The sequence below is a fragment of the Phreatobacter sp. AB_2022a genome (assembly GCF_026847585.1).
Lineage (GTDB): Bacteria > Pseudomonadota > Alphaproteobacteria > Rhizobiales > Phreatobacteraceae > Phreatobacter.
In genome coordinates this window covers 50,141-73,799 of record NZ_JAPSET010000025.1, presented here as the reverse complement: position 1 = coordinate 73,799, position 23,659 = coordinate 50,141, and the positions used below count along the sequence as shown (strand labels likewise).

Below are 23,659 nucleotides of genomic sequence, written 5' to 3'. Positions count from 1 at the left end.
TCGGGATCAGGCGGCCGGGCCGGCGTAGACGGGTGTCGCGATGCGCTCGAAGCGCGCCTTGAGCTGGATCGCGACATAGCGGGAATAGTGCCGCGACTGGGCGAGGTTGCCGCCGTGGAACCACAGGCCTGCCTGTGCCGTCGGCTTCCACATGTTGCGCAGCTCGCCGAGCCAGGGCCCGGGGTCGCGCGCGGTTCCCGATCCCATGCCCCAGCACGGACCGACCTTGTCGGCCACCGCCTGCGAGATCAGCTCCGCCGCCCAGCCGGTCATCGAGCCGTAGCCGGTGGCATAGACGACGAGATCGGCCGGCAGGCTCGACCCGTCGTCGAGCAGGACCGCGTCCTCCGACAGGCCGGCAATGCCCACACCGCTGCGCAGCGCGATCTGGCGGGTGGCGATCAGCTCGGAGGCGCCGACATCGATGTAGTAGCCGGAGCCGCGGCGCGGATACATGAGGCTGAGGCCGGTCTCGTCCTCGCCGAAGGTGAGCTGGAAACCGACGGCCCGCAGCGCTTCGTAGAAGGCCGCATCCTCCTGCTTCATCTGCGCGACGACGGGCTTCAGCAACTGCGGCAGCAGCGCGTAAGGTGTCGAAGCCGCGATGAGGTCTGCCTTGTCGGCGTCGATGCCGGCGCGGTTGGCGGCCTCCGAATAGAGCGCCCAGCCGAGCCGCTGGACCGTCTCCGAGCGCACCACCAGCGTCGGCGAGCGCTGGACCATGGTCACCTCGGCGCCGTGCTCCCAGAGGTCGGCCGCAATATCGTGCGCCGAATTGTTCGCACCGATGACGACGCAGCGCTTGCCTGCGAAGGCTCGCCCGTCGGGATAGTCGCTCGAATGGCATTGCACGCCGCGGAATGCATCCTGGCCGGGCAGGCGGGGCAGCTGCGGCTTGCCCGACATGCCGGTGGCAAGAACCAGATGCTGCGGGCGCAGCGTGATGGTCTCGCCCGCACGCTCGACGGAGACGGTCCATTCGCCGCGACCTTCGTCATAGGCGGCGGCGCGGCAGGCGGTTCCGGTCCACAGGTCCAGCTCCATGATCGTGCTGTAGGCTTCGAGCCAGTCGCCCATCTTGTCCTTCGGGGTGAAGACCGGCCAATGGTCCGGGAAGGGCAGATAGGGCATGTGGTCGTACCAGACCGGATCATGCAGGCACAGCGAACGGTAGCGCCGGCGCCAGGCATCGCCTGCGCGGGCATGCCTGTCCACGATCAGCGTGGGCACGCCGATCTGCTTCAGCCTGGCGCCGAGCCCGAGCCCGCCCTGGCCGCCACCGACGATCAGGACGTAAGGCTGGCGATCGAGGCCGAGCCGGGCGTCCGCCGCACGCTGATCCGCCCAGGTCGTGCGGTTGCGGACCACCCCGTGGGCCGTGCCGAGCGGGCGCGTCTCGCGGCATTTTTCCTCGAAGCCTGTCAGTTCGCGCAGCGCCGTAAGCAGGGTCCAGCAGCGGCCGTCCTTGAGACGCGCATGGCCGCAGCCACGGCCGACGGCGGTTTCGAAAGTGAACCAGAACGCGACGCCCGCCTCGGTTGCTTCCGGGCTGCCGTCGAGCTGCCAGCGCGTCGAGGCGACCGCGCGGCCGCGCGCCCGAAGCATGGCGGCGATGGCGGCGCGCCCCTCCAGCGTGACGATGTTCCAGGTGAAGGCGACGAAGTCGCGCCAGTAGCTCTCCTCCAGGAAGAGCTCGGCCGCCGCCTCCGGGCCGGCATCGGCGAGATGCGCCGCGAAGGCGGCAAGCCAGCGTGTCGCCTCGGTCTCTGCATTCATGCGCGCTCGTCTCCTGCCCTGGCATCGGCAGGAATGCTGCCGCAGAGGCCGATCGGCCGGCAATCCGGCCGCATGTTCATGGCCGCGCGCGCATGGCTGTCATGCGTGCCGCTCCCGACGGGCGCCGCTTAGGCTGGCAGCAGCCCATGGCCGCCGGAGATCCGCGATGCCCCAGTCCAGCCCGCCCGCGCTCGCCAACTCGATCGACGCCGCCCTGCGGGCGAGGGCGAGGCAGGTGATCCCGGGCGGCCTCTGGGGCCATCTCAATGCGGCGAACCTGCCGGAGGGCTATCCGCAGTTCTTCGCCCGGGGCGAGGGCTGCCATGTCGTCGATGTGGACGGGCGGCAGTTCGTGGACTTCATGTGTTCCTGGGGGCCGATCGTCCTCGGCCATCATCACCCGGCGGTCGAGGCGGCGGCGCGGCGGCAGGCCGCCCTCGGCGACACGCTCAACGGCCCGGCGCCGGTCCTCGTCGACCTCGCGGAACTGATGGTCGAGACGATCCCGCATGCCGACTGGTGCCTGTTCGAAAAGAACGGTGGCGATGCGACCACCGCCGCGGTGACCATCGCGCGGGCCGGCACCGGCCGGAAGAAGCTGCTCGTGGCGCGCGGCAGCTACCATGGCGCCGTGCCCTGGTGCACGCCTTCGCTCGCCGGCGTGACGGCCGAGGATCGCGCCCACATCCTGCACTACGACTACAACGACATTGCCGGCGTCGAGGCCGCGGTCGAGCAGGCGAAAGGCGATCTCGCCGCGATCCTCGTCACCGCCTTCCGGCATGACATGGCCAGGGCGCTGGCGCTGCCGGAGCCGGCCTTCGCGCGGCGGCTCAGGGAGCTCTGCGACGACGCCGACGCGGCGCTGATCGTCGACGACGTGCGCGCCGGCTTCCGGCTTCATCTCGGCGGCTCCTGGGAGACGATCGGCGTGCGGCCGGATCTCTCGGCGTTCAGCAAGGCGATCGCCAACGGCTATCCCCTCGGCGCCATCACGGGCGGTGACCGCTGGCGCGAAGCGGCAACGAAGATCTTCACGACGGGGTCGTTCTGGTGCGCGGCGGTCCCGATGGCTGCGGCGCACGCGACGCTCACCGAGCTCAGGCGCATCGACGGGCCGGACCTGATGGCCCGCATGGGCCAACGGCTACGTGACGGCCTTGCGCGCGGTGCGGCCCGGCACGGTCTCTCGATCGACCAGAGCGGCCCGGCGCAGATGCCGCTGATGCTGTTCGCGGAGGATGCCGGCTTCGCGAAGGGCTCGGTCTTCTGCAGCGCCGCTCTGAGGGCCGGCGCCTATTTCCACCCGAAACACAACATGTTCCTGTCGTGCGCCCACACGGAAGCGGCGATCGATCGGGCATTGGAGGCCGCGGACGAGGGGTTCGCCGCGGTTGCCCGGATGGCCTGAACCGTCACATGGCGTCGAGAGCCTCGACCAGCCTCGGATGTGGCTGCGCGAAGCCGAGCGCGGCCTCGATGGCAAGACCCGCTTCCAGGATCAGCCGCTCCGCATATTTCGGGCCGACCACCTGCAGGCCGACGGGCAGGCCGGACGCCGACAGGCCGCAGGGCGTGGTCGAGGCCGGCTGGCCGGTCAGGTTGAAGGGCAGCGTGAACGCCACGCTGTCGCGCCAGCGATCATAGGTCGGGCCGTGATAGACCGTCTCCACCGGCGGCGCGACATGCGGCATGGTCGGCGTGAGCAGGAGGTCATGGTCGCGATGGAACGCCGCGAAGGTGCGTCCGAGCGCGGCGCGCGCCGCTTCGGCGTCGAGCAACTGGTCGATGCCCACATCCATGCCGCGCTCGGCGAGCGCGCGGAAGCCGGGGTCGAGGTCGGCCCAGCGTTGCCTCGGGATCAGCCGCATCCGACGCGCGAAGGCGCCGATCCAATAGGCTTCGAACCGGTCCTTCAGGTCTCCGATCGGCGAGGGCACCTCGGTGATCGTCGCGCCGCGGCCGCGCAGCGTCTCGACCGCCGCGTCGACAACGGCACGAACCTCGTCATCCGCACTGACGCCGCCGAGGGCCGGGGCATAGGCGATGCGCAGCCCGGCGAGCCTCGGCGTCAGGTCCGCCAGCCAGCCGTCCGGCGGCGGCGGCAAGGCGAACCAGTCGCGGTCGTCGGGGCGCGCCATGACTGCAAGCGTCACGGCGGCATCAGCAACCGTCCGGGCGATAGGGCCGCCAGCGACGAGCGTCGCGAACAGGCCTTCCTGAAGATGATGCGGCACCCGGCCGAAGGTCGGCTTGATTCCAAAGAGCCCGCAGAAGCTGGCGGGAATGCGGATCGAGCCGCCGCCGTCATTGCCGAAGGCGATGGTGCCGATGCCGGCCGCGACGCAGGCCGCCGCGCCGCCGCTCGATCCTCCCGGTGAGACCGCGATGTGCCACGGATTGCGCGTCGGGCCGCCCTGGAGCGGCCCGTCGGTGAGGCCCTTCCAGCCGAATTCCGGCAGGCGTGTCTTGCCGAGGATCACGGCACCGGCCTCGCGCAGCCGGGCGACGACCGGCGCATCCGCCGTCGCCGGCGTGTCGGAGCTGGTCAGCGAGCCGTGACGGGTCGGGAAGCCGGCAAGGTCGACATTGTCCTTGATGGTCACGGTGATGCCGTCGAGCAGGCTCGCAGGGCGACCCGCCGCCCAGCGTGCGTCGCTGTCCGCGGCCGCCTTCAGCGCGCCGTCGGCGTCGACGACCTGCATGGCGTTGAGTACGGGGTCGATCCGCGCGATGCGCGCGAGATGCCGGCCTGCGATGACGCTCGGCCTGGTGCTGCCGGCCGCGAAACGTTGGCCAAGCTCGGCGATGGAGAGGAAGCAGTCGGCATCGTGCATGGCCATCCCCGTCAGGCCGCCTTCGGCCGGTGCTGCGCCCAGGGGCGGGTCAGTTCGAGCAGCGAGGCGAAGCGAAGCACGTCGGTGTCGCAGCCCCACCGTCCGACGACCTGAATACCGGTCGGCAGGCCGTCGGCGCCGAAACCGGAAGGGATCGACAGAGCCGGATGGCCGGTGAGGTTGAACGGGTACTGGTAGGAGGTCCAGCCCTGGCGCGTGATCCCGCATTTGACACCGTCGACCTCGACCTCGTCGTTCGCGGCGTCGAAGCCGACCGGCAGCGCCGTGCGCGAATGGGTCGGCATGACCAGGACGTCATAGCGTTCGAACAGCGCCTGGATCTGCCGGAACAGCCGCGTGCGCGCGAACTGGGCGTTGCGGAAATCGGCCAGGCTGAAGCGGGCGCCCCGTTCCATGAAGGCGAGGGTCACCGGATCCATCCGGTCCCGCCACTTGGGCAGGTAGGGCGCGCAGAAGACGGCGAAGTTCGCCTGGTAGAGAATGCGTCCCTCGTATTCGATCCAGTCGATCGCGTCGGTCACCTCCTCCACATCCGCGCCGAGGCCAGCCCAGGCTTCGAGCGAGGCGCGCGTATTCGCCAGCACGTCGGCGGCAACCCGCGGATTGGCGCAACGCTCGACATAACCGATGCGGAGCCCGGACAGGTCATGCCCGATGAGCGCGGGAGAAAGCCGCCGGCGGTCCTCGCCGCCCTGCGACCAGGGATCCCTTGCCGTCGCGCCGGTCAAGACGGCATGCATCACCGCGGCGTCCGTTACGGTGCGGGCGAGCGGGCCGGCATAGACGTTGTTGCCGAAGGCATCGCGCGTCGTATCGTAAGGCACGGCTCCGAGCGTCGGTTTCAGCCCGACCAGGCCGCAGCAGGCGGCGGGGCCGCGCACCGAGCCTGCCCCGTCCGTGCCGAGCCCGAGGGGGGCAAGGCCCGCCGCGACGGCGGCTGCGGCACCACCGCTGGATCCGCCGGGGGTGCGTTCCGGGTTCCAGGGGTTGCGCGTGACGCCGAAGCTCGGGCCATCGGTCAGGCCCTTGTTGCCGAATTCCGGCGTCGTGGTCTTGCCGATGATGACGGCGCCGGCCTGGCGCAGGCGCGCGACGAGGACATCGTCATGAACCGCGACATTGTCGGTAAAGATCGCCGTGCCGTGCGTCGTCCTGACACCGGCGACATCGACAAGGTCCTTGATGTGGATGGGAACGCCGTGCAGCGGGCCGAGCGCGACTCCGGCCATGACGGCATCCTCGGCCCGCTTGGCTTCCGCCAGGGCCTGGTCCGCCATGACGGTCACGAAGCAGTTGAGGCGCGGCTGCTCCCGCTCGATCGCCGCCAGCACCGCGCGGGCATAGTCCACCGGCGAGAGCTTGCGGGCTCGGATCAGGGCTGCCGCTTTCGTCGCGGAGGTGAACAGAAGATCGGCATCCAGCATGACGAACCCTCCCGACGCGCGTCACGGCGGGGTGCGGGATGCGCCTGCCATGCTCAGCACCGGGGATCATGCGGCGTACCACTCTTTTGTCCATCCACCTGAAATGCAGGCCAGCATTCTCCAAAGACGGCCTTCGGGGGAAGAAAATTCGACCTGGACCGATTGCGCGCCCAGGCTGCCGGGCTAACCTTGCGAGGATCTGTCGACGTGCATCCTTCAGGCGGCGCGGGCCGGCTTCCCCGGCCTCATCATGTGCAAGCGAGGGCAGTGCCATGGCCTTGACGACCTTGACCCGCAGGAACGCGCTTGTCGGCGCGAGCGCCGTCGCCGCCGCCGGGATCATCCGGCCGCGCGAGGCGCGTGCCGAAAAATCGCTGACCGTCGTGCTGGAATCCGAGGTCGTGATCTTCGATCCGCATTTCACGACCGCCGCGATCACGCGCACCTTCGGCTACCACATCTTCGATACGCTGTTCGCCATGGACGGCAAGGGCGAGATCCGGCCGCAAATGGTGGCGCGCTACGAGACCTCGCCCGACAGGCTGACCTGGACCTTCACGCTGCGCGACGGCCTGAAATGGCATGACGGGGCGCCGGTGACCGCGGCCGAATGCGTCGCCTCGGTCAACCGCTGGGCGCCGCGCGACGCCATCGGCCGGATGCTGCGGGCCGCGACCGCCACGATGGCAGCCAAAGACGACAAGACCTTCGCGATCGTTCTGAAAGAGCCGTTTCCCTTGATGCTCCAGGCGCTCGGCAAGGCGAACGCGCCGCTGCCGGTGATGATGCCGATGCGCTTCGCGTCGACGCCCGGCGACCAGCGCATCACCGTGCCGCCCGTCGGCTCCGGGCCGTTCCGCTTCCGCGCCGACCTCTGGAAGTCCGGCACTTCCATGATCCTGGAGCGCAACCCGGACTATGTCCCGCGCGCCGAGCCCGCCGATTTCCTCGCCGGCGGCCGCGCGGTCAAGATCGACAGGCTCGACCTGCGGGTCATGCCCGACCAGATGACCGGCGCGAACGCCCTCATCAGGGGCGAGATCGACTATATGCAGTATCTGCCCTTCGATGCCCTGCCGCTGCTGCGCCGCGCGCGCGACGTCAAGCTGCTGAGCATCGGCGGCATCCATCAGTTCCAGGGCAATTTCCGGCTCAACCATGCATCCCCGCCGTTCAACGATCCGGCGGTGCGGCGCGTGCTCTGGAAGCTTGCCGACCAATCGTCGATCCTGTCGGCCATCGGCGTTCCCTCGGAGTTCCACGCGCCGCAATGCCCGTCCTTCTGGATGTGCGACGCGCCGCTGTCGACCGCCGCCGGTGCGGAGATCGCCAAGCTGGACATCGAAGCCGCGAAGGCTGCGCTGAAGGCGACCAGCTATGCCGGCGAGCCGGTCATCATCCTGGAGGTTGCCGGCTCGATCAGCCAGACCGCCGCGCAGGTGCTGGCGCAGAACATGAAGAATGCCGGCTTCACCGTCGACGAGCAGACGATGGACTGGGGCACGGTGCTCGCCCGGCGCGTCAAGAAGGATGGCTGGTCGATGTTCCCGGTCTATTCGAACGGCACCGACATGATCTCTCCGCTCAATCATTTCTATATCGCCTCGACCTGCGAGGACTATCCCGGCTGGTCGTGCGACGCGCGCGTGCCGGACCTCCTCAAGGCCTTCAGCCGCGCGGAGGATCAGGCCGGGCGCAAGAGGATCGCGGAGGAGATCCAGAAGGTCGCCTACGAGCTGACCCCGTCGGTCATGTGGGGCCAGTTCACGATTCCGGCAGGCTACCGGGCCAGCCTCAGAAACCTGCCGCAGTCGTCCTATCCGATGTTCTGGGACGTCGAGCGCGCCTGAGCGAAGCCGGCTCACGACGGGGTCGAACGCCGGCGAACTCCGCCGGGCGGTGACGCGTGGCTAGGCCGCTCCGAGCCGCGCCCTGACGCTGGGGCTGGCAAGGCAGGTCGCGACCGCCTCGTAGCCCGGCGCACCCGGATAGGGCGCGACCAGCGTCGGCGGGCTGTGGTTGGCCGGGCAAAAGAGGATCGCTTCGGCGGCGCCGATGGCCGAGAGGTCGAGGATCGCGCTGGAGCGCGTCATCAGGAACAGCGGCGGGTGGTCGGGACCGCGGCGGCGCAGGTGCGCGATCAGCGCTTCCTGGCTTGGTTGATCCAGTCCCTGCTCGACCATGTCGACGACCATGAAGGCCGGCTCCCGCGCTTCCAGGGCGGCGATGAGGGCAAGAAGCGCGTCGCTCGGCGTGGCGCCGTCCTCGGTGAGCCAAGCAAGCGTCGCCTCGACCCGGGTGGCGAGTGCCGGATCGGCCGCAATCCGCGCCCGCGCCGCCGCCGCACCATCCACCGCCCGGTCGAGGTCGACGAAAACGGCGCCGGGCAGGGCGTCGGCGAGGCAGCGGGCAAGCCGCGTCTTGCCGCTGCCGCGCGGACCGATGACATAGGTGAGCGGCTTGATGTCGCGCAGCACGAAGCGCTCGCCGCCCCAGGGCCAGGGCAGGTCGAAGGCCACGACTGCGGCCATGGTCGGGGCGACGAGGCGTGCAAGCTCGCCGATGACAGGCAGGTGGCCCTGGGCAAGACTCGCCCGGATTTCACGCAGGCGCGCCAGGGCGGTGGAAAGATTGCCGACCTCTCTTTCCAGCCGCGCCTGATGGGCGGCGAGCGCCGGTTCGAGGTCGCCCGGCCTCCCGGCCAGCACGCGCCCGACCTAGCCGAGGCTGAGGCCGAGAGCGCGCAGGGCGGCGATCTCGGCCAGGCGGGCCATGTCGTCGGGACCATAGCTGCGCCAGCCGGCGGCGGTGCGGCCGGGCGCGACCAGGCCGTGCCGCTCATAAATCCGCAGCGCCTTGGCCGAGACGCCGAGCCGTCTTGCGGCTTCCGCGGGGGCGGAGAAGGCGGTGGAAGGGCGCATGAATCACCTCGCCGGTTGTGGGCCGGCGTCTTATCGGGCCGGTCCCAGGGGGCGGGTCAAGGGGGAGCGGCGAGAGCAGGGGGTGTGCCGTGGCGACAACAGTCGGGCATTAAGTCAATACGCGATTGCTATGCCAACCTCTAAGCAATCTTGCCTGTTTCAGCTTATGAGCGCAGATATAGCGAGTCAAATTACCTAGAAAATGCAGCGCTAATATGTGTAATTTTGCACTTCTCGCGGTAAAAAGCTCAGTTGTTTCGTTTGCGGTTGCCGTGCTTTTCGGCGCTCAGCCGGCGCGGGCGTTGTGCACTTTCGTTCTTGGTTCTGCACCATTGATCGAAACGTGCACGGCCGCGGTTACGGACGTGACGATCTCAGGTACTCCCCTCGGTGTCGCTCGTCTGGGGGGAATTGGCGAGAGTGTCGATTTGACGATCTCACGATCTTTTCTGAGCGGCCCGGATATCGGCGCCAGCGTAAACACAAGCGGTATTGGCACAGTTCGCCTCTCCGTCGTGGGCTCAACAATCGAAGGGCAAAGTAGTGCGGGGGTCAGCGTCGGCGGCAGCGTCTATTCGGGCGCGATCACCGTCAATATCGATTCGGCGAGCACGCTCTACGGCTCAACTGGATTGCACGTGAACACCGGCGTTGTTCAGCCACTCGCCTCCGCAACAGTCACCGTCGGTGGGTCGATCCTCGGTAGCCGTTTCGGCATCCTGAGTGGCGGCAATGTCGTGCTAGAACTCAGCGGCAGTGTTTCCGGTAGCCACGCCGCAATAGCATTCAACGGGGGAACCAACAGGATCACGCTGCAGGACGGAGCGCGTGTGCTGGGCCAAATCTGGGGGTGGGGTGATACCACTCTCGTTTTCGACGGTTCGGGCTTCAATTCATATCTCGACCAGGCTTATGCTAGCCGCGCGATCAAGAACGGCACCGGCACCTGGGTTCTGAATGCCGCGTCGGTCGCGAGTGCGGCAGTTCAAGGCTTCTGGATCAATTCAGGCACCATCGAGCTAGTCGGCTCCGTGGGCAGCCTTGCCCCCGGAAGCACACGCTTCTTCAACGCCGGTACCCTGTCGATCAACAGCGCAGACTATGTCTATTTGCGCGGCGAGATCTCCGGCACCGGCAAGCTTGTTCAGACCGGCCCAGGAACGACAGTCCTCACGGCCGAGAATACCTATATCGGCGGAACCTTCATCGATGGCGGCCGCCTGCATCTCGGCGAGGGTGGGCTCTCCGGATCGCTCTCTGGCTCAATCGCGAACAACGGGGTCCTTGCTTTCCATCGTTTCGATTTGTTGACCGTGGCCAATCCGATTTCGGGGGCTGGCCGGGTCGAGCAGATTGGCGAGGGCACGACGATCCTGTCCGCGATCAACAGCTATGCCGGAGGAACCGTGATCCGCGCGGGACGGCTTGCCGTCAGCCAGGACGACAATCTTGGCGCCGCCGCGGGTGGTATTTTGCTCGACGGTGGCACTCTCGCTATTTTCGGTCGCAGTTTTGCCAGCACGAGCCGCGAGATCGCATTGGGGGCGGGAGGTGGCATCAGCGTCGACGAGGCCTCGCACACCTTCACGATCGCGCGGCCATTGAGTGGTTCGGGCTGGCTGGCCAAGCGCGGGGCCGGCACTCTCGTTCTGACCGGCGCGAGCACCTATGCCGGAGCGACGTTCGTCAGCGCCGGGCGCTTGCACATCGGCGATGGCGGCCGCTCCGGATCGATCGCAGGCTTAATCGTGAACGATGCGGTGCTCGCGTTCAATCGCTCTGACACGTTCACCGTTAGCAACCCAATTTCGGGTACCGGCAAGGTCGAACAGACCGGCTCAGGCGCCACCATTCTTTCCGGCTTCAACAGCTACGCCGGTGGCACCCTGATTCAAGCGGGTCGGCTGTCGGTCAGCCGGGACGACAATCTCGGCGCTACGACCGGCGGCATCATGCTCGACGGTGGCGTTCTCGACATTTTGGGGCAGCGCTACTCAGGCACGAATCGTGAGATTTCGCTCGGAGCTAAAGGCGGCGGCATCAGCATTGACGAGGTGACAAACGCTTTCATCGTCTTGCGACCGCTGACCGGCTCGGGCGGTCTGACCAAGCTTGGGGCGGGCAGTCTCATTCTGACGGGCGCGAGCACACATGGCGGTGGGACTGACGTGCGATCGGGCGGTCTCTTCGTTGCCGGTTCGCTGGCGTCGGATGTTTGGGTCCGTCCAGAAGCGGTGATCGGCGGCTCGGGTTCGATTGGTAAGTTGCGGCTCGATGGGACCGTTTCGCCCGGCTTTTCGATCGGGACGCTGACGATTAACGGCACCGCGCGGTTCGGTGCGACCAGCCAGACGGTGATCGAGGTTGCCGAAGGAAGGTCCGACAAGGTCGTCGTCATGGGCGAAGCACAGATCGGCGGTCGCCTCGTCTTGATCCCACGCGGCATGAGTTTCAGCTTCGGCAAAGGGTATAGCATCCTCGAAGCCTATGGTGGCATTTCCGGGCGCTTCCATCCGGAGACGATCGAAGGGTCCTTTGGGCCGGCTGTGACGACTCGGCTCAGCTATTCGTCGACCGAGGTCGTCCTGACCTTATCACCTAATGTGCTGGTTCCGGTTCTCGGCGCGATCGGTCCGCCCAATGCAGCGCAGGTCGCGAGCGCCATCGATCGCGCGGTCGCTGCCGGTGCGGACAGCTCCCGCTTCTTTGCGCTCTATATGCAAGGACCCGAGCAAATGACCTCGAGCCTTGCTGCGCTGTCGGGCGAAGCGGCGATCGGCATGCAGAACGCCGCTTTCAGCGCGTCGAGCCAGTTTCTCAACATGATGCTCGATCCGATGGCCGGGGCGCGTGGCGCGCTGGCGTCCGGCTCGCGGTCGTCGCTGATCGAGATGGCCGACATGCCCGGTGGAGCAGGCCAAAACGAAACCGCACGTCGTGGAGAATGGGCGATCTGGACAAAGGCCTTCGGCCAATCCGGCCGGACCAATGGCGACCATACGATCGGCGCGAGTTCGGCTTCGCACAGTGTCTTCGGCGTTGCTGCCGGCGCCGATCGCCGATTGGGCCCCGACGCCCTGTTCGGCTTTGCCCTTGCCGGCGGCGGTAGCGCTTTCGGACTGGGCTCGCGGGGTGGTGGCACCGGCGACCTGTTTCAGATCGGTCTCTATGGTTCTAGCCGGCTTGGTCCAGGATATGTCTCCGCCGCTTTCGCCTATGGCGTCAATGCCTTCGACATGAAGCGGAACGTTAATCTCGCGGACCTTTCGACATACCGCGCGCAAGTGACGGCACAGACCGTGGGCGGTCGTATCGAGCTCGGCCAGCGCTTTGGCGCGGCGGCCGCCGGATGGGCGCCTTATGTCGCGCTGGAGGCGATCCACTATGCCGCGCCCAGCTATCGCGAAACACCCGGCAGGAGTGGCGACGCATTTGCCCTCGCATTCGCAGGGAAGACATCGACATCGATGCGCGTCGAGCCCGGCTTGCGCTTCGATCGGCAGATGCGGATCACCGAGTCGAGCGATCTCATCCTCTATGGCCGCTTCGCTTGGGCTTATCAGGCAACGGCCGACCGCTCGATCGATGCTCAGTTCCAGACCTTGTCCGGCGCCGCCTTCACTACCTTTGGTGGCCGGCCGTCCATGCACACCGCGCTCATGACCGTCGGCACCGAACTGCGCCTGGCCAACGGCTTGCGGCTCTCGTCGTCGCTCGACGGTGAGATCGGAACGCGGCATCAGGCGCTGCGTGCGAATGCAGCCCTTCGGGTCGAATGGTAGTCTAAGCCTGCTGGTCGGCAGGCGCGCGAGCCAAATCTGGCTGGTGCCGGGCTCGACAAGCGGTCACGGATCGCGGCCGAGCAGCGCGCGATGCCAGGACAGCGAAAGAACCTCGGCCAGCTCCAGCTCGCTGATCCCAGTATCAAGCCCGCGCGCGTATATGTCGTGCAGCAACTTGTCGACCATGGCAATGCAGCCAAGGGCGGTCGTGAGCAGCTCCGGTTCTCGGAGCTTTCGTCCCGAAGGGGCCTCACGACTGGCAGCGCGCACGACGCGATGAGCCAGGGCGAGGTTCGATTTCGTGCCAAGGCGCGCGAATTCCTCGAGCTGATCCGCCAGTTGAGTCTGGCAGCGCATCAGGCCGACATTCCGGCGATAGACGTCGATATAGTAGGTGTTGCCGGCGAGCAGCCGCTGGAAGAAGGATTGCTGAGGCTGCCGCTTGGGCCGGTGCTGGCGGATGGCGCTCATGAACGACGACAGCACGTCGTGGGCGACCGCGCGGCGGTCCTCCCAGTGAAGATAGAACGTGCCATGCGCGAATCCGGCGCGCTTGCAGATATCCGCGACTTTCAGGTCATTGAAGCCCGCCTCCTGGATCAGCTCAGCTGCTGCGACCATGAAACGTTGCCGCGTCGCCTCGGCCCTGGGCCGCTTGCCGCCTGCTTCGATTTCGGCCCTCAGCACGTCGGGCAAGCTGAAACCACCCGTCGCCACCCCAGGCGCCGGATCGTTCGAGGCAAATCGCTCAGGGGGTGCAACTGGCCTTGACACCACGATTGCTCCTTCCAATACTGACATTGATATCAGTTTCAGATTTGGTCATGCAACCTTCCATATCACATCCTCGGGACAGGAGCGCCGGGCCGGTGGGATCGCCGTTGTCGTTCGCGGGGATCGGCAAGCGATACGGCGATGTCGCGGCCTTGACCGACTTCTCGCTCGATGTCGCGGCCGGCGAGTTCGTCACCTTCCTCGGCCCCTCGGGCTCGGGGAAGACGACCGCTCTGAATATCCTGGCGGGCTTCATCGATCCGACGGAGGGGGAGGTGGCCATCGACGGCGTGCCGATCACCCGGCTGCCGAGCGACAAGCGCAATATCGGCATGGTGTTCCAGAGCTATTCGCTGTTTCCGCACATGAATGTCAGGGACAATGTCGGCTTCCCCTTGCGGATGCGCGGCGTGGTGCGGGCAAGGCGCGACCATCTGGCGGAAGCCGCGCTCGCCATGGTCCGCCTCGAAGGCTTCGGCGACCGCAAGCCGCACGAACTCTCCGGCGGACAGAGACAGCGCGTCGCCTTCGCCCGCGCCGTGGTGTTCGAACCGCAGGTGCTGCTGATGGACGAGCCGCTCGGTGCGCTCGACCTCAAGCTGCGCGAGGCGATGCAGGACGAAATCCGCCAGGTTCAGCGCCGCATTGGCTGCACCGTCATCTATGTCACGCACGATCAGGGCGAGGCGCTGGCGATGTCCGACCGGATCGTGGTGATGAGCGGGGGACGGATCGCGCAGGTCGGCACGCCGGCCGCCATCTATGACCAGCCACAGAACACTTTCGTCGCGCGCTTCGTCGGCGAAACCAATCTCCTGCCGGCGAGCGTCGTCGAAGGGGAACTGCGGCTTGGCAGCAAGGTCTTCGCCGTGCCCGCGGACGGTCCCGGCGTGGGCTGGCAAGGCAGCGTGGCGCTGAGGCCGGAGCACTTCGCGCGCGCGACCGCGGCGGGAGGGCAGGCCATTTCCTGCACGATCCTCGATGTCGCCTTTCACGGCGGCAGCTTCCGGTATGTCGCGGAAAGTCCGGAATTCGGCCGGCTCATCTTTCAGGAACAGCGCGGACAAGGGCACGAGCCGCTGGCTCCAGGCCAGGCGACCGCTCTCGGTTTCAGCATGGACAAGGCCGTCTTCCTCAACGGCTGACGCAGGGGCGCAGACCCGACCAACGGAGGGGTCAACATGACCGGGATGAACCGCCGCGACATCGGCAGGCGCGTGATTGCGGTAGCCGCCCTCGCCACGCCCCTCATCAGGATTGCAGGCGCGCAGAACGTCACCATCACCGTCAATGGCTCGGGTGGCAGCCTCGCTCTTACCATCGAGCGGCTCTACGAGAAGCCTTTTACCGCCCAGACAGGCATCGGTATTCGAGCCACCGCCCCCGTCTCCCTCGCCAAGCTCAAGGCGATGGTCGAGACCGGCAACATGGAGTGGGACCTCACCGAAATGGGGGCTGCCGATATGGTGGAGGCGATCCGCAACAACTGGCTGACCGAAATCGACTGGTCGGTGGTCGATCCCGACAGGAAGCTGCCCGAGATCGCCCGGCAGAAGTTCGGGATGGTCACCTCCACCTTCTCGACCGTCATGGCCTACCGGACCGACAAGTTCCGCGAGCGTGCGCCGAATTCGTGGGGAGACTTCTGGGACGTGCGCGCTTTTCCGGGGCCGCGAACCCTGCAGGACAGCCCCATGCACAACCTGGAATTCGCGCTGATCGCCGATGGTGCCGACAAGGACAAGCTCTATCCCCTCGACGTGGATCGGGCTTTCAGAAAGCTCGACCAGATCAAGCCGCATGTCGCGACGTGGTGGACCACCGGTGCCCAGCAGGTGCAATTGCTGCTCGACGGCGAGGCGGTCATGGGCACGGTGTGGAATGGTCGCGTCACGCCGCTGAAGAAGGAAGGCAAGCCGGTCGAGATTTCCTGGGGCGGCGGGGCACTGCAGCTGTCGTACTGGGCCGTTCCCAAGGGCGCGAAGAACCCGCGCGAGGCGATGCGCTACATGATGACGCGGCTCGACCCCGAAAAGGGCGCCGAATTCGTCCGGGAAGCCCCCTATCCCGGCTTCATTCCCGGCCTCATCGAGCGCCTGCCTCCGGACGTCGCCAGGCAATTGCCGATCCATCCCGACAACCTCGCAGCGCAGTATCAGTTCAGCGCCGACTTCTGGTCCGAGCACCGCGCGAAGCTCACCGAGCGCTGGGCCGCCTGGCTGTTGCGTTGATGCTCGGGCGGGAGGCCATGACCGTGACACTGCGCACTCGATGGATCGGGTTCGGGCTTGCATTGCCGCTGGTGCTGCTGTTCGCGATCTTCTTTGTCGTGCCGTTCCTGGAGATCATGCGCGTCTCCTTCGCGGGAAGGGGAGGCGCCATGACCGGGCTCGACTGGCTGCAAACCTCGCCGGTCTTCGCCGTGGTCTTCCTCAAGACGCTGAAGCTCAGCGTCACCGTCACGGCATGGTGTCTCGTCCTCGGCTATCCGGCCGCGTGCTTCATCGCCATGCAGCCGGAGCGCCGCCGCGGCGTGCTGCTGGCGCTGATCCTGCTGCCGTTCTGGACCAGTGTCCTGGTGCGCACCTACACTTGGTCCATCGTGCTGGGGCGGGAGGGCATTCTCAACGCCTCGCTGATCTGGCTCGGACTTGCGGACGGACCGACGCGCTTCATGTTCACGCCGCTGGCCGTGCATCTCGGCATGGTGCAGATCCTTCTGCCGGTGGCGATCCTGACGCTGGTCAGCGTGATGACCGAGCTCGATCCGAGCCTCGTCCGTGCCGCACGCGTGCTCGGCGCCGCGCCGGCCCGGGCCTTCTGGCACGTTTTCCTGCCAATGACGCGGCCGGGGATCGTCGCCGCCGCGATGCTGCTCTTCATTCTGTCGCTCGGCTTCTACATCACGCCGGCCCTGCTCGGCGGCCCGCGCCATCGCACCATCGCCAACCTGATCGACGTGCAGGTGAACCAGAACAACGACTGGACCACCGCTTCAGCGATGGCGCTGGTCCTGCTGGCGACGACGGCTGCAGCAGTGGCGCTGCTGCGCTGGCTGGTGCCCGACCGGAACCTCTACGGGAGCGGACGATGATCGACCGGCTGATCCGCATGGGGCTGACCGCCTGGTTTGCCGCGGTGATCGTATTCCTGCTGTTCCCGCTGATCTTCCTCGTGCCGCTGTCGTTGAACGAGTCCGAGATCCTCAGCTTTCCGCCACAGCGGTGGTCACTGCGCTGGTATCAGGCGCTGTTCACCGATCCGTCCTGGAGCAGCGCCCTGTGGCTGAGCCTCAAGGTGGCCGTCCTCGTGACCATCGTGTCCGTCGTCGTCGGGACGGCGGCGGCACTGGCGATCGTCCGCTACCGGCTGCCGGGCGCGTCGAGCCTCTATGGCCTGTCGGTCGCGCCGCTGGTCGTGCCGGGCATTGTCATCGCGCTCGGCATGTTCATGGTCTTCGCCCGGCTTCAATGGCTCGAAAGCCTGACCACGCTGGTGCTCGCCCATTGCGTCGTAGCGGTGCCCTATGTGGTGGTGGTCGCAGCCGCCGCTCTGCGCAATCTCGACGAGACCGTGGAGCGCGCGGCGCGCGTCCTCGGAGCGGGCCCATGGAAAACCTTTCTGCTCGTCACGTTGCCCGCACTCAGGCCGGCCGTCGTTGCGGGCGCGATGTTCGCCTTCTTCGCTTCGTTCGACGACCTGATCATCACCATGTTCGTCTCGGGCGCCATCGAGACCCTCCCGCTCCGGATCTGGAACGACCTCAACCTTCGCCTCGACCCCACAGTTGCGGCCGCCGCCTGCGTCATGGTCGCCATGTCGATGGCGGGGCTTGGATTTGCCGAAATCGTGCGCAGCCGAGGCCTGCGCCGCGCGAAAGTGGAATCCGCATGAGCGATCAGGAGCTTGATGAAGCCCTCCGCCTCCGCGCCGAGGTCGAAGGCCTGCCGTTTCCAGTCAACCTCGGCGCCTTCGTCGACGACGCGGCGCGGGAGATGGGTGATGCCATCGCCGCCAATTTCTTCGAAGGCGGGGAGTTCCTGACCTATCGTGACATCGCTGCGCGCACCCGCTCGCTCGCCGCCGGATTTGCCGGGCTCGGTATCGGTTCCGGCGACCGCGTCGGTGTGATGCTGTCCAATATCGGCGCCTTTCCGTTGACCTGGCTGGCACTGGCGCGGCTCGGCGCGATCATGGTGCCGATCAACGTCCGCTATACGCCACGCGAAGTCGCCTATGTGCTGGAAGACAGCGGCGCCCGGATGCTGGTGATCGAAGCCTCCGTCCTCGCGGATATCGGCTCGGCGCCGGAGGTGAGGGACCTTGCGGCGCTCGCCGACCCCGTCGTGGTCGGCGGCTCGGGTACCCGCTCGTGGGGGCTGCTGAGCCGGACGCCGGCGGAGGACTTCACGCCGCAACACGAGCCTGCGCTCGATGATCTGATCAACATCCAGTACACATCCGGTACGACAGGCTTCCCCAAGGGTTGCATGCTCAGCCACCGCTACTGGCTGACCCTGTCGCGGGTTGCGGCCATGCGTGCCAGCGGTACCGTGAAGAACGTGCTGGCCGCCCAGCCGTTCTATTACATGGATCCACAGTGGCTGCTGCTCATGGCCATGGGGCTGCGCGGCACGGTCTTCGTCGCGGCCAAGGCGTCGAGCACTCAGTTCCTCGACTGGATCCGCCGGTTCGACATCGAATATTGCATCTTCCCACAGATCGTCCTGAAGCAGCCGCCCCGTCCTGAGGACGCGACCCTGCCGCTGAAGATCGCTTCGGTCTTCGGGTTGCGCAAGGACATGCATGCCGAGATGGAGACGCGCTTCGGCGTCATCGCCCGCGAGAGCTTTGGCATGACCGAGGTCGGCTCGGCCCTTTACACGCCCTATGGCGCGACCTCCATGGTCGGCAGCGGCACCTGCGGCATTGTCTCGCCGTTTCGCGAGGCTACCATCCGTGACGAGGACGGCAACGAGGTCGCGACCGATGAGATCGGAGAATTGTGGATCCGCGGACCCGGCATCCTGCAGGGCTACTGGAACAAGCCGGAAGCGAACCGCGACAGCTTCCGCGAGGGCGGCTGGTTCCGCACCGGCGATTTGTTCCGGCGCGACGCGCGGGGCTTTCACTACATTGTCGGCCGCATCAAGGACATGATCCGCCGCTCCGGCGAGAACATCGCGGCGCGCGAGGTCGAGGCGGTCATGCTCGGCTGGCCTGATGTGCTTGAGGCTGCCGCCATCGGCGTGCCCGATATGGATCGCGGCCAGGAGGTCAAGGCCTGCCTCGTTCTGAAGCCGGGGGTCGATGCCAAGGCTTTCGACATCGCGGGGTTCTTCTCACACTGTGCCGCCCATCTCGCGCCCTTCAAGGTTCCGCGCTTTCTCGAACTGCGCGCCAGCCTGCCGAAAACGCCTTCGGAGAAGATCGCCAAGCATGTCATCGCCGCCGAACGGGATGACTTGCGCAAGGGCGCCTACGACCGCCAGACGGGATCCTGGACGCCCGACTGAGCCCGCGCCGCAACAGCTGCTGATCGACAGGGAGGGCTGCCGTGCCCCTGCACTACGAGAAGGACGGTCAGGTCGCCGTCTTCACCATCGAGAACGGCTCGGTCAATCCGACCACGCCGGCCATGCACAAGGAACTGTTCCGCTGCCTGAAGGACTTCCTCGCGGACACCTCGATCCGTGTCGGCATCCTCACCGGCAAGGGCGAGCGCGGCTTCTGTGCCGGCGACGACCTCAAGGCGCCGGTGAAGAGCGGGCTGACCCCCAAGCAGGAACTGACGGACCACCTCTGGCCACATCACGACGAGGGCGACGAACCCAGCGATTTTTCCTGGTCCCGCGATGTGCTGGCGCTGGAGCGGTTCAAGCCGATCATCGGCGCGGTCAATGGCTGGTGCCTTGGACAGGGGATGATCTATCTCCTGTCGCTGACCGATATCCGCATTGCCTCGACCAATGCGAAGTTCGGCTTTCCCGAAATAGCCTATGGCATGGGAGGGGCCGGCGGCACATCGCGGCTGGGCCTGCAGGTGCCGCATGCGGTGGCGATGTGGCTGCTCCTGACCGGCGACGCCATGGAGGCGGGGGAGGCGCTCTCCTGCCACCTCGTCAACAAGGTGGTAGAGCCGGAGGCGCTGATGGACGAAGCCTATCGCGTGGCCGAACGCATCGCGCGCCACCCGCCCCATGCGGTTCGCGTGGAGATGGAGGCCTATCTGAGATGCCGCAGCCTGTCGCAGGCCGACGCCCTGGCCTTCACCAAGCACCTCTACCGTGTCCAGCGCATGGGCCTGCGGGAGGATGGCTCCAGGCCAGACGCTTTTCTATACCGGCAGAGGTGAGGAATAGCTGTCATTGAAGCGCGCCGCGCGCCCGGGCCTCCCCGTGCGCGCAACAGGAACCGTCGCTGGCGCAGGGGCTTGGTCGATGCCTCAAATGCGGGGCGCTCCGCGATCGGGATAGCACTCCGACCATGCGCTTGAGTGTCGGCCGGAAGCCTGCCGAGGCCAGGACTCCGGCAGCCGTCCGTTCCCATGTGCATTTGAGCGCTTCGACGCGACGAATTTGCGCGAGACTGACGAGGAGGGGGCGCACGGATCACTTCCCCCTGCACCGCGCGACGACCGGCATATCAACCGTTCTCGCCGGTCAGCAGGTGGGCATCAAAGACGTCTGCGACCGCGTCCGGCTCGTCCGCTTCGTGAGCGACGATCTCGGCTCTCTCGGCCTGGAAGAGAAACCCCTGCAGCCCCTCGGCAATCCGTTCGGCCGGAGGCTGTCATCCATGTCTTAGGGACGATCTGTTACCCATGTGTCCGGGTCGGACAAAATGCGGGCTGGTGGAGCTGGGGGGATTCGAACCCCCGACCTCTGCAGTGCGATTGCAGCGCTCTCCCATCTGAGCTACAGCCCCGGCCCGCGAGCGCGCTTTTTAGGGTGCGCCGCTGTCCCGGTCAAGGACCGTTATCGCACTTCGTCAGCGCGACCGTCCGATGGTCCACAGGCGGGCGCCGGAGCGCCTCAGAGATACTGGCCGTGGCAGTGCTTGAACTTCTTGCCGGAGCCGCAGGGACAGACCTCGTTGCGCCCGACCTTGCCCCAGGTGGTGGGGTCGTTCGGGTTGCGGTCGGCGGCGGCCACCGTGTCGGATGCGGCGAGCGCCTGGAAGCTGCCGCCCGGCGCGCCGGCACCGGCCGCCGCGAACTCATCGAGCCCGGTCAGCGGGTCGATGTGGTGGGCGCTCATCGGCGGCAGGTCGGGCATCGGCGGCGGTTCCTGCAGCTCGACCAGGGCGAGCTGCTGGGTGGTCATCTCGCGCAGGCGCTCCATCAGGCCTTCGAACAGCTGGAAGGCTTCCGACTTGAACTCGTTGAGGGGATCGCGCTGGGCATAACCGCGCAGGCCCACCACCTGGCGCAGGTGGTCGAGCTGGACGATGTGCTCGCGCCAGAGATGGTCGAGCACCTGCATCACCACCGCCTTTTCGATCTGGCGCAGGATGTCCGGGCCGAACCGGGCGGCCTTGGAGGCCATCATCTCGTCGGCGGCGGTCTTGATGCGCTCGATCACCTCCTCGTCGGCGATGCCTTCCTCGCGCGCCCAGTCCGGGATCGGCAGGTCGAGGTTGAGGACGCGGTAGATCTCGTCCTTGAGGGTCGCCGTATCCCACTGCTCGGCATAGGCGTCGGGGGGGATGTGCTGGTGGACGAGGTCCTCGATGGTGCCGTGACGCATGTCGGCGACCATCTCCGACAGGTCGTCCTGGCTCATCAGCTCGATGCGCTGCTCGAAGATCACCTTGCGCTGGTCGTTGGCGACGTCGTCATATTTGAGGACGTTCTTGCGCAGGTCGAAATTGCGCGCCTCGACCTTCTGCTGGGCCTTCTCGAGCGCCCGGTTGATCCAGGGGTGGACGATCGCCTCGCCTTCCTTCAGGCCGAGCTTGGTCAGCATGCCCTCCATGCGGTCCGACCCGAAGATGCGCATCAGGTCGTCCTGCAGGGACAGGTAGAATTTCGAGCGGCCGGGATCGCCCTGGCGGCCCGAGCGGCCGCGCAGCTGGTTGTCGATGCGCCGGCTCTCATGGCGCTCGGTGCCGATGATGTAGAGGCCGCCAGCCTCGAGCGCGCGCTGCTTCAGCCGCGCCACCTGCTCGCGGATCGCATCCGCCTTGGCATCCTTCTCCGGGCCGGGCTCGAGATCGGCCAGCTCGACATTGATGCGCATGTCGGCATTGCCGCCGAGCTGGATGTCGGTGCCGCGGCCGGCCATGTTGGTGGCGATGGTGATGGCGCCCGGCACGCCGGCCTGGGAGACGATGAAGGCTTCCTGCTCGTGATAGCGGGCGTTGAGCACGGCGAAGACCTTCTCGCCGGCCGTGCCCTGGTCGCCGTCATAGAGCGGGGCGAAGGCCGCGGGGTCGTCCAGATTGACCTGCTTGAAGCCGTGCTTCTTCAGCATTTCGGCCAGCACTTCGGACTTCTCGATCGAGGTAGTGCCGACCAGCACCGGCTGGCCCTTGGTGCGGGCCGCGCCGACCTCGGCGATGATCGCCTCGAACTTGTCCTGGACGGACTTGTAGACTTCGTCGTCCTCGTCGACGCGCGCGACGCCGCGGTTGGTCGGGATCTCGACCACTTCGAGCTTGTAGATGTCCATGAACTCGTCGGCCTCGGTGGCGGCCGTGCCGGTCATGCCGGCGAGCTTCTTGTACATGCGGAAATAGTTCTGGAAGGTGATCGAGGCCAGCGTCTGGTTCTCGGGCTGGACCTGGACCCGCTCCTTGGCTTCGAGCGCCTGGTGCAGGCCTTCCGAATAGCGTCGGCCGGGCATCATGCGGCCGGTGAACTCGTCGATGATCACCACCTCGCCGTTGCGGACGATGTAGTCCTTGTCGCGCTGGAACAGCTTGTGCGCCTTCAGCGCCTGGTTGACATGGTGCACGGTCGAGACGTTCTCGACGTCGTAGAGATCGCCCTTCAGGATGCCGGCCTCGGCCAGCAGCTTCTCGATCTTTTCGTTGCCGGTCTCGCTCAGCGCGCAGGTGCGCTGCTTCTCGTCAATGTCGTAGTCATCCTTGCCGAGCTGGGGGATGAAGCGGTCGATGGTCGCGTAGAAGTCCGAGCGGTCGTCGAGCGGGCCGGAAATGATCAGCGGCGTGCGCGCCTCGTCGATCAGGATCGAATCGACCTCGTCGACGATGGCGTAGGCATGGCCGCGCTGCACCATCTCGGCGACCGAATACTTCATGTTGTCGCGCAGATAGTCGAAGCCGTATTCGTTGTTGGTGCCGTAGGTGATGTCGCAGGCATAGGCCGCGTGCCGCTGGGTGTCGTCGAGGCCGTGGACGATGACGCCGGTGGTCAGGCCGAGGAAGCCGTAGACCTTGCCCATCCATTCGGCGTCGCGCTTGGCGAGATAGTCGTTGACGGTGACGACGTGCACGCCCTTGCCGGCGAGCGCGTTGAGATAGACGGCGAGCGTTGCGACCAGCGTCTTGCCCTCGCCGGTCTTCATCTCGGCGATCGCGCCCTCGTGCAGCACCATGCCGCCGATCAGCTGGACGTCGTAGTGGCGCTGCTTCAGGACCCGCTTGGCCGCTTCGCGCACGGTGGCGAAGGCCGGCACCAGCAGGTCGTCGAGGGTCTTGCCGGCAGCGAGCTGCGCCTTGAACTCCTCGGTGCGGGCCCTCAGCGCCTCGTCGGAGAGCTTTTCCAGCTCCGGCTCCAGCTTGTTGATGGCCTCGATCCGCGGGCGATAGCCCCGGACCCGGCGGTCACTGCTGTTGCCGAAAATCTTGCGGGCGAGCGCACCGAACATCTTGAATCCTTCGCTTGAAGCCGTGGCCGACGATGGCCGGTCGAACGGGTGGGTCGCAAGGCCCCGCCTTCCGGTTCATCGCCTCGGCCCCACAAGGCGGGTGGAGAGCGCCCCGTGCGCCCCCCTCGTCGCTTCCCCGCGGGATATGCGTCCCGGGGCGGGCAAAGCCACGCCGTCGCAGGACGTGCGAGAGATATGGACGGGGGCAAGGGTTGTCAATTCGGCGCGAACCGGGCATTCCTGCCGCAACCGGCGGGCCACTCCTGCGTTAGCTTCCCCAAAGGTCGGTTC

At 66.8% G+C, this 23,659-nt stretch carries 16 protein-coding genes and 1 tRNA gene; 9 read left to right on the top strand and 8 right to left on the bottom strand.

Annotation, left to right across the window (positions count from 1 at the left end):
- Window positions 1-6 precede the first annotated feature (6 nt).
- Window positions 7-1,776: a flavin-containing monooxygenase gene (locus OZ671_RS18610; protein WP_268862130.1), complete on the bottom strand. Its 1,770-nt coding sequence runs from the start codon at window positions 1,774-1,776 to the stop codon at window positions 7-9.
- Window positions 1,777-1,942: 166 nt separating this feature from the next.
- On the opposite strand from OZ671_RS18610, the gene OZ671_RS18605 reads away from it, so the two are divergent.
- On the top strand, window positions 1,943-3,187 hold the full coding sequence (locus OZ671_RS18605) for an aminotransferase class III-fold pyridoxal phosphate-dependent enzyme (RefSeq protein ID WP_268862129.1): 1,245 nt from the start codon (window positions 1,943-1,945) through the stop codon (window positions 3,185-3,187).
- 4 nt (window positions 3,188-3,191) lie between these two features.
- Here OZ671_RS18605 and OZ671_RS18600 read toward each other — a convergent pair whose 3' ends face one another.
- Window positions 3,192-4,613, bottom strand: coding sequence for an amidase family protein (locus OZ671_RS18600; protein ID WP_268862128.1), 1,422 nt, complete (start codon window positions 4,611-4,613; stop codon window positions 3,192-3,194).
- Window positions 4,614-4,624: 11 nt separating this feature from the next.
- Complete coding sequence (locus tag OZ671_RS18595) at window positions 4,625-6,058, bottom strand: amidase (protein WP_268862127.1); 1,434 nt, start codon at window positions 6,056-6,058, stop codon at window positions 4,625-4,627.
- Between the two features lie 272 nt (window positions 6,059-6,330).
- On the opposite strand from OZ671_RS18595, the gene OZ671_RS18590 reads away from it, so the two are divergent.
- Window positions 6,331-7,908: an ABC transporter substrate-binding protein gene (locus tag OZ671_RS18590; RefSeq protein ID WP_268862126.1), complete on the top strand. Its 1,578-nt coding sequence runs from the start codon at window positions 6,331-6,333 to the stop codon at window positions 7,906-7,908.
- 60 nt (window positions 7,909-7,968) lie between these two features.
- On the opposite strand, the gene OZ671_RS18585 is transcribed toward OZ671_RS18590, so the two are convergent.
- Both OZ671_RS18585 and OZ671_RS18580 read right to left on the bottom strand, forming a co-directional pair.
- Window positions 7,969-8,766 (bottom strand): AAA family ATPase, encoded by a 798-nt coding sequence (locus tag OZ671_RS18585; RefSeq protein WP_268862125.1) that lies wholly within the window; start codon window positions 8,764-8,766, stop codon window positions 7,969-7,971.
- A gap of 9 nt (window positions 8,767-8,775) precedes the next feature.
- Window positions 8,776-8,979 carry a MerR family transcriptional regulator gene (locus tag OZ671_RS18580; RefSeq protein WP_268862124.1) on the bottom strand — a complete coding sequence of 68 codons (204 nt, stop codon included), beginning with the start codon at window positions 8,977-8,979 and terminating at the stop codon, window positions 8,776-8,778.
- Window positions 8,980-9,344: 365 nt separating this feature from the next.
- Between OZ671_RS18580 and OZ671_RS18575 the strand changes: the two genes are divergently transcribed.
- A complete protein-coding gene (locus OZ671_RS18575) occupies window positions 9,345-12,761 on the top strand; it encodes an autotransporter-associated beta strand repeat-containing protein (RefSeq protein WP_268862123.1) in 3,417 nt (1,138 codons plus the stop codon).
- 63 nt (window positions 12,762-12,824) lie between these two features.
- On the opposite strand, the gene OZ671_RS18570 is transcribed toward OZ671_RS18575, so the two are convergent.
- Window positions 12,825-13,448, bottom strand: coding sequence for a TetR/AcrR family transcriptional regulator (locus tag OZ671_RS18570; protein ID WP_268862149.1), 624 nt, complete (start codon window positions 13,446-13,448; stop codon window positions 12,825-12,827).
- 182 nt (window positions 13,449-13,630) lie between these two features.
- Between OZ671_RS18570 and OZ671_RS18565 the strand changes: the two genes are divergently transcribed.
- The 6 genes from OZ671_RS18565 to OZ671_RS18540 are packed head-to-tail and all read left to right on the top strand — an operon-like array spanning window position 13,631 to window position 19,890.
- Complete coding sequence (locus tag OZ671_RS18565) at window positions 13,631-14,680, top strand: ABC transporter ATP-binding protein (RefSeq protein WP_268862122.1); 1,050 nt, start codon at window positions 13,631-13,633, stop codon at window positions 14,678-14,680.
- A gap of 36 nt (window positions 14,681-14,716) precedes the next feature.
- Window positions 14,717-15,766: an ABC transporter substrate-binding protein gene (locus OZ671_RS18560; protein WP_268862121.1), complete on the top strand. Its 1,050-nt coding sequence runs from the start codon at window positions 14,717-14,719 to the stop codon at window positions 15,764-15,766.
- A 17-nt stretch (window positions 15,767-15,783) separates the two neighbouring features.
- Window positions 15,784-16,629 carry an ABC transporter permease gene (locus OZ671_RS18555; RefSeq protein ID WP_268862120.1) on the top strand — a complete coding sequence of 282 codons (846 nt, stop codon included), beginning with the start codon at window positions 15,784-15,786 and terminating at the stop codon, window positions 16,627-16,629.
- Window positions 16,626-17,429 (top strand): ABC transporter permease, encoded by an 804-nt coding sequence (locus OZ671_RS18550; protein WP_268862119.1) that lies wholly within the window; start codon window positions 16,626-16,628, stop codon window positions 17,427-17,429. Before OZ671_RS18555 ends, OZ671_RS18550 begins: the two co-directional genes overlap by 4 nt.
- Window positions 17,426-19,051: a class I adenylate-forming enzyme family protein gene (locus OZ671_RS18545; protein ID WP_268862148.1), complete on the top strand. Its 1,626-nt coding sequence runs from the start codon at window positions 17,426-17,428 to the stop codon at window positions 19,049-19,051. Before OZ671_RS18550 ends, OZ671_RS18545 begins: the two co-directional genes overlap by 4 nt.
- A 41-nt stretch (window positions 19,052-19,092) precedes the next feature.
- Entirely contained in the window at window positions 19,093-19,890 is a 798-nt protein-coding gene (locus OZ671_RS18540) for an enoyl-CoA hydratase/isomerase family protein (RefSeq protein WP_268862118.1), read from the top strand.
- A 496-nt stretch (window positions 19,891-20,386) separates the two neighbouring features.
- Here OZ671_RS18540 and OZ671_RS18535 read toward each other — a convergent pair.
- Together OZ671_RS18535 and secA are read right to left on the bottom strand one after the other, a co-directional pair.
- Window positions 20,387-20,462: transfer RNA gene (locus tag OZ671_RS18535), tRNA-Ala, on the bottom strand.
- Between the two features lie 107 nt (window positions 20,463-20,569).
- Window positions 20,570-23,368: a preprotein translocase subunit SecA gene (gene secA / locus OZ671_RS18530; RefSeq protein WP_268862117.1), complete on the bottom strand. Its 2,799-nt coding sequence runs from the start codon at window positions 23,366-23,368 to the stop codon at window positions 20,570-20,572.
- Window positions 23,369-23,659 lie beyond the last annotated feature (291 nt).